The sequence below is a fragment of the Mycobacterium sp. NPDC004974 genome (assembly GCF_053600815.1).
This window is the reverse complement of sequence record NZ_JBSGAQ010000025.1, coordinates 24,734-31,023: the sequence shown is the minus strand read 5'-3', so window position 1 is coordinate 31,023 and position 6,290 is coordinate 24,734. Positions and strand designations below refer to the sequence as shown.

Here is a 6,290-nt window from a genome sequence, read left to right as displayed (position 1 = left end):
GACCCACCCTGGACCTCGACACCCCAGCCCAACGCCTCGCCACCCTCCTCAATCAAGCTGCGTAGCCACGTTGCACTAGCCACTTGACTTTGAGGTGCCGAAAATCGCCACAGCGTTACATACGTGATGCGCAACGGCTTTCACACAAAAACGCGCACCCTCGTGAAATCACGAGGGTGCGCGTAATGCTGAAAACTAGGACTCTTCGGCCAGGCGGTGCTTGAGGGCGTCGAACTCGTCCTTGATGCCGGTGGGCAGCTTCTCACCGACGAACTCGAACCACTCCTCGATCAGCGGGAGCTCGGCCCGCCACTCCTCGGTGTTGACGGCCAGCGCCTCGTCCACGTCGGCCGGATCCACATCGAGCCCGGACAGGTCCAGATCGGCGGCCGTCGGCACGATGCCGATCGGGGTGCTCTTGCCGTCGGCTTTGTGCTCGATGCGCTCGATGGCCCACTTCAGCACGCGGCTGTTCTCGCCGAAGCCCGGCCACAGGAAGCGGCCGTCGTCGCCGCGGCGGAACCAGTTGACGAAGAACACCGCAGGCAGCTTCGACTCATCGGCGTTCTTGCCAATGTTGATCCAGTGCTGGAAGTAGTCACCGACGTTGTAGCCCAGGAACGGCAGCATGGCCATGGGGTCGCGGCGCACGGTACCGACCTTGCCCTCGGCGGCGGCGGTCTGCTCGGAGCCGAGGGTGGCGCCGATGAACACACCGTGCTGCCAATCGCGGGCCTGGGTCACCAGCGGGACGGTGGTCTTGCGACGGCCGCCGAACAGGATCGCCGAGATCGGCACGCCCTGCGGGTCGTCCCACTCCGGCGCCAGCGTCGGGCACTGCGAGATCGGGGTGCAGTAGCGCGAGTTCGGGTGCGCGGCCTTGGATTCCGTCTCGCGCAGGAACCAGTCGTTGCCCTTCCAGTCGATCAGGTGGTCGGGTTCGCCCTCCAGGCCTTCCCACCACACGTCGTTGTCGTCGGTCTTGGCCACGTTGGTGAAGACGGTGTTGCCTGCGGCGATGGTCTTCATCGCGTTGGGGTTGGAATCCCAGTTGGTGCCGGGTGCGACGCCGAAGAAACCGAACTCGGGGTTGACGGCATACAGGCGGCCGTCCTTGCCGAACCGCATCCAGGCGATGTCGTCACCGACGGTCTCGGCACGCCAGCCGGGGATGGTCGGCTGCAGCATCGCGAGGTTGGTCTTGCCGCAGGCCGACGGGAATGCCGCGGCGACGAAGTAGGCCTTGTTCTCCGGGGAGATCAGCTTGACGATCAGCATGTGCTCGGCGAGCCAGCCCTCGTCATGGGCCATCGCCGAGGCGATCCGCAGCGAGTAGCACTTCTTACCCAGCAGAGCGTTGCCGCCGTAGCCCGAGCCGAAGCTCCAGATCTCACGGGTCTCCGGGAAGTGGGTGATGTACTTGGTGTCGTTGCACGGCCACGGCACGTCCTTCTGGCCGGGCTCCAGCGGCGCACCGATCGAGTGCAGCGCCTTGACGAAGAAGCCGTCGTCGCCGATCTTGTCGAGCGCGGCCTGACCCATCCGGGTCATGGTGCGCATCGAGACCACGACGTACTCGGAGTCGGTGATCTCCACACCGAGCTTGGGATCCTCGGCGTCCAGCGGACCCATGCAGAACGGCACCACCCACATGGTGCGGCCGCGCATCGAGCCGCGGTACAGGTCGCTCATGAGCCCGCGCATCTTGGCGGGTTCCATCCAGTTGTTGGTGGGGCCGGCGTCGATCTCACGCTCGGAGCAGATGAAGGTGCGAGACTCGACGCGGGCGACGTCGGACGGATCGGAGAGCGCCAGGTACGAGTTCGGCTGCTTCTCGTCGTTCAGCTTCTGGAAGGTACCCGCCTCGACCAGGTGAGCGGCCAGCCGGTCATACTCCTCAGCGGACCCGTCGGCGAAGACCACCCGATCCGGTTGAGTCAGCTCTGCGACCTCCTGGACCCAGGCCAGCAGACCCTGATGTTTCGTCGGTGCGGTGTCCAGACCCGGAATGGTCGCTGAGGTCATCAAATTCTCCTGCGTAGGTTTGTGGAACCCAAGCCACGTCACGACGCGGTCACGGCTACCCCTTGGGTAGAGGTTAACTCGGGTGACATACCCACGGTGAACCAGTGGTATGTCCGATCACTCACAGGAACGATTCAGATCAACGTTATCAGGTGGTTACTCGCCAGTAGCGTCGCTGTTGCCGTACAGATCCGCCCGCACGGCGTTCAGCGCCCGCTGTAACGGCGGGATCCGTCGGTCTCTCTGGGCCGCCGCCCGCGCGGTCGCGATGGCATGTTCACGCAGTTCGGCGTCCATCGCGGCGGTCTTCTCGGCTACCGCGGCCGCCTCGGTTTCCTCACGGGCCGCCAGCTCGGTGGTGAGCGCAGTCTCCGCGGCCAGGACCCGTTTCGCGACGAGCTCTTCGACCGCCGAACGGAGGGTGGTGGTGATCTCGCCGACCCAGCGATCCAGCACCGCCCGGTCGTGCAACAACCCACGGGTGCCGACCACCCAGATCGCCAGCAGCAGGCCCACCACCGCCCCGACCACCAGGCCGGCCACGGCCAGTCGCGGGGCCGCACCCACCAGTACCCGGCTGACCGCCACCGCCACACCCAGCCCGAAGCCTGCGCCCAGGACGAGCATCAGCCGGGTCTCGAGGGTCCGGGATTTCAGCTGGGGCGACGGCAGGTCGGGGACCCGCGCCGGGGCGGGCGATTCAGGTTCCGTCAACTCAAGTTCGTCCGCCATTCCGCGCAGGTGGGCGGTGACGCCCTCGTCGACCTCACCGACAACCTCGTGCGCGCGTTGCCGGGCGTAGTCCTCGAACGTCTCGATCCGGCGCCGGCCGATGCCCGCGACATCCTCCTGCAATTCGGTGCGCACCGAGTTACACCGGTTGCGGGCGAAATAGCCGAGCTGAACCCTGGCCTGCTGCAATTGACTGCGCAACGCGATGCTGCGCTCGGTACGGGTCAGCCTGCGGGCCCTGGCCACCTCGGCGCGACGCTCCCGCAACACGTCGACGCGGGCCTGGCGGTCGGCGCCGGACCCGTCGGCCTCATACCGGAGGATGACCGCTTCCAGTCGAGTTTCCCAGGCGCGCAACCTGTTCCGGCGCGCGATATCGGGATCGGCGAGCTGGCCGGCGAGCAGTTCGACGAGCTCATCGAGCTGCGGCTCACCGAGATCGGGCGCCGCCGCCACCCCCACCCAGGGCATGCGTTCGTAGCGCGCGTCGCGCTCGCCCAGGATTTCCGCATCGGCGTCGCGCACATCGCGCCAGTCGCGGTACGCATCGATCTTGGACACCACGCCGATCACCAGATCGGTGTATCGCGACGCCAAATCGACCAGGGCACAATCTGATTCAGTAACCGGGGCGGCTGCCGAAACCACGAACACCACAGCCGCCGGCGCCTCGCCGGCCACCAATTCAGTGGATTCCACGAAAGTCGTCTCCGGCATGCGCTCCCGCAGTGCCGCCATCACGCTCGTCGATCCGGCCAGCCACGGACCGGCCACCAGCACCGCATCGCGGGTTTCCACCCCCGGCGAGTTCAGGCCCGGGTCGATCGCGGCCACCAGGGCGTCCGCCTCGGCGATTTTTGCTCCTCGCGTGCCCGCCGCCGCCTGATCCCGGGCCGTATCCACGTCGGTCACCGTCGGCTACCCGTCGCACCCAGCTGTCGCAGGGAACCTCGCACGATGTCGTCACCGCACCGTCGATGCAGGGCATTCACCGGACCGTCCCGGTATTGCCGCCAGCGGCGGGCGCGACAGAGATGGGCATTGTGATCGTCGCCGGGGCCCACCGTCAGCCCTTCGGCCTGCACGACGTCGACGGCGGCGGCCATCACCGCGATCACCGTGTCATCGGCGGCCAGGAAACGCCCCACCGCCGGGCCGCCGACCGCACGCAGCTCAGCCAGTGCCGACCGCACCCGCCGGTACCGGACCGACGCGGCCGCCGCATCGATGGCCGCCAGCACCCGGTCCACCTCGCTGAGCCGTCGCCACAGCCCCGGCAAGATCTCGGCGTCGACGCCGCGGCTCAACGCCAGCGTGGTGTGGGCGACCCCGAACCGGTCGAGACGTTCGAGCAGCTCGGTACGCACCTCACGCTGCACCCGGTGCGAACCGGCAACGAAGCCGTCGGCCGAGGTCAGGTCGGCAGGCTCGCGGGTCAGCAGCCGCAGCGCATCGAGCAGGTGTGGCCCTGGCGCCCGGGCCACCGCCAGCAGTGCCACCATCGGCACGACCGGCACCCCGGCCGGGTTCTGCAGGCGCTGTGCCCTTCGGTGTGCGGTCGCGACCGGGCCATCCGGCCCCGACCCGGCCAGATCAGCCTTGTTGAGCACCACGACCGTCGGCCGGCCCGCCCGGCGCAGCTCCTCGAGCAGGGCCTCGTCCTCGGGTTTGAGCACCTCGGCGATCACCAGCACCGTGACGTCACCGGCCGCACCGGTCTCGAGGCCCGCACCCGCCAGAGCGGCAGTCACCGTGCTCACCCCCACGCCGCGACGCCCGCGCACATCCACACATAACGGAGCCGACACCCGCGCACAGATCTCCGCCAACCGCGCATCGCCGTCACGGTCGGCAAAGCGTGCGAGCTCGTCTGCGAAAATCTGGCAGCCTTCCCTACGTGGTCACCGGCGCATCCGGGTGCCCCACGAAAAATCGTGACACGGGCCGCGGGCGCGCGCGAACAGAGGTTTACGCCTTAACAGTAGGAGGCAACTGTTGGGTATCAATCTCTACCACGATGCGAGCACATCGCCGCCGATAAGAGACCATGGACGGATGCACCCGTCCAGGTCCGATGTCGGTGGGCCGGCGCCGGCAGATGAAGCGGCCGACGTGCCGCCCGCCCAGCCGCACCGTTTTCCCCGGGTGACCAGCTTCCGTACCCGGCGGTCGACGCTGTCGCCCGCCCAGCAACAGACCTGGAATCGGCTGTGGCCTGAGCTGGGCATCCAAGCCCGTGACGAGGATTCGCAACCCGTCGTCGACGTTGACACCGCGGCGTGGTTCGGCCGCTCGGCCCCGCTGATCCTGGAGATCGGCTCAGGCACCGGCACCTCAACGCTTGCCATGGCCCAGGCCGAACCCGATCTCGACGTGATCGCGGTGGAGGTCTACCGCAAGGGTCTGGCCCAACTGCTCAGCGCGATCGACCGCTCCGGAGAAACCTCATCCCCCGTCACCAACATCCGCATGGTCCGCGGGGACGGCGTCGACGTACTGGAGCACATGTTCGGCACCGGGACCCTGACCGGGGTGCGGGTGTTCTTCCCGGATCCCTGGCCCAAGGCCCGTCACCACAAGCGCCGTCTGCTGCAGCCGGCCACGGTGGCCCTGATCGCCGATCGGCTGCGGCCCGGCGGAATCCTGCATGCGGCCACCGACCACGCCGGGTATGCCGAGCACATTGCCGAGGTCGGTGACGCCGAACCACTGTTGCGCCGGGTCGACATAGGGGCCACACACCTGCCGATATCGGTCGAACGCCCGGTCACCAAGTACGAGCGCAAAGCCCTGGCCGGTCCCGACGTCACCGAGCTGGTCTGGGAGAAACGGCCATGAGTGTGACCGAAGACATGCAGAACGAGTCCGCGCAGGTGGAGGCGGGTGCCACTGCCACCCCCGCGCGCCGCGTATTGCTCGTGTGGGACGCCCCCAATCTGGACATGGGACTCGGCGCGATCCTCGGCGGCCGCCCGACCGCCGCGCACCGTCCACGGTTCGACGCTCTGGGCCGGTGGCTGCTGGGGTACACATCAGATCTGGTCTCCGAAGCCGGCGATGACGAGGATGTATCGCTGGAGCCGGAGGCCACCGTCTTCACCAACATCGCCCCAGGTAGCGCCGATGTGGTGCGCCCGTGGGTGGAGGCGTTGCGTAACGTGGGTTTCGCCGTCTTCGCCAAGCCGAAGATCGACGATGACAGCGATGTCGACAGCGACATGCTCGAGCACATCGCCCTGCGTCGCAGAGAAGGACTGGCAGCGGTCCTCGTGGCCTCGGCTGACGGGCAAGCGTTCCGCCAGCCCCTGGAAGAAATCGCCCGTGCAGGCACCCCCGTGCAGGTGCTCGGATTTCGCGAACATGCGAGCTGGGCGTTAGCGTCGGATACCTTGGAGTTTGTCGATCTGGAGGACATTCCTGGTGTGTTCCGGGAACCGTTGCCACGGATCGGACTGGACTCGCTGCCCGAGCAGGGAGCATGGCTGCAGCCGTTCCGGCCGCTGTCATCGCTACTAACCGCACGTGCGTAACAA

5 protein-coding genes are annotated in these 6,290 nt (G+C 67.5%); 2 read left to right on the top strand and 3 right to left on the bottom strand.

Annotated features, from left to right (window positions below; all coding sequences use genetic code 11):
• Positions 1 to 195: 195 nt before the first annotated feature.
• The 3 genes from ACWEFV_RS32175 to ACWEFV_RS32165 form a co-directional block, all read right to left on the bottom strand.
• A complete protein-coding gene (locus ACWEFV_RS32175) occupies positions 196 to 2,025 on the bottom strand; it encodes a phosphoenolpyruvate carboxykinase (GTP) (RefSeq protein WP_135451522.1) in 1,830 nt (609 codons plus the stop codon).
• Between the two features lie 156 nt (positions 2,026 to 2,181).
• Positions 2,182 to 3,660, bottom strand: coding sequence for a hypothetical protein (locus ACWEFV_RS32170; protein ID WP_450073102.1), 1,479 nt, complete (start codon positions 3,658 to 3,660; stop codon positions 2,182 to 2,184).
• Between the two features lie 5 nt (positions 3,661 to 3,665).
• Entirely contained in the window at positions 3,666 to 4,508 is an 843-nt protein-coding gene (locus tag ACWEFV_RS32165) for a hypothetical protein (RefSeq protein WP_450073101.1), read from the bottom strand.
• A gap of 286 nt (positions 4,509 to 4,794) precedes the next feature.
• On the opposite strand from ACWEFV_RS32165, the gene trmB reads away from it, so the two are divergent.
• Together trmB and ACWEFV_RS32155 are read left to right on the top strand one after the other, a co-directional pair.
• A complete protein-coding gene (gene trmB / locus ACWEFV_RS32160) occupies positions 4,795 to 5,595 on the top strand; it encodes a tRNA (guanosine(46)-N7)-methyltransferase TrmB (RefSeq protein WP_167858062.1) in 801 nt (266 codons plus the stop codon).
• Entirely contained in the window at positions 5,592 to 6,287 is a 696-nt protein-coding gene (locus ACWEFV_RS32155) for an NYN domain-containing protein (RefSeq protein ID WP_135451519.1), read from the top strand. Before trmB ends, ACWEFV_RS32155 begins: the two co-directional genes overlap by 4 nt.
• The last annotated feature ends 3 nt before the right edge of the window (positions 6,288 to 6,290 follow it).

Bases quoted from the DNA above. Each gene is read 5' to 3' on its own strand.
- ACWEFV_RS32175 (WP_135451522.1), bottom strand. From the start codon at position 2,025: ATGACCTCAGCGACCATTCCGGGTCTGGACACCGCACCGACGAAACAT.
- ACWEFV_RS32155 (WP_135451519.1), top strand. From the start codon at position 5,592: ATGAGTGTGACCGAAGACATGCAGAACGAGTCCGCGCAGGTGGAGGCG.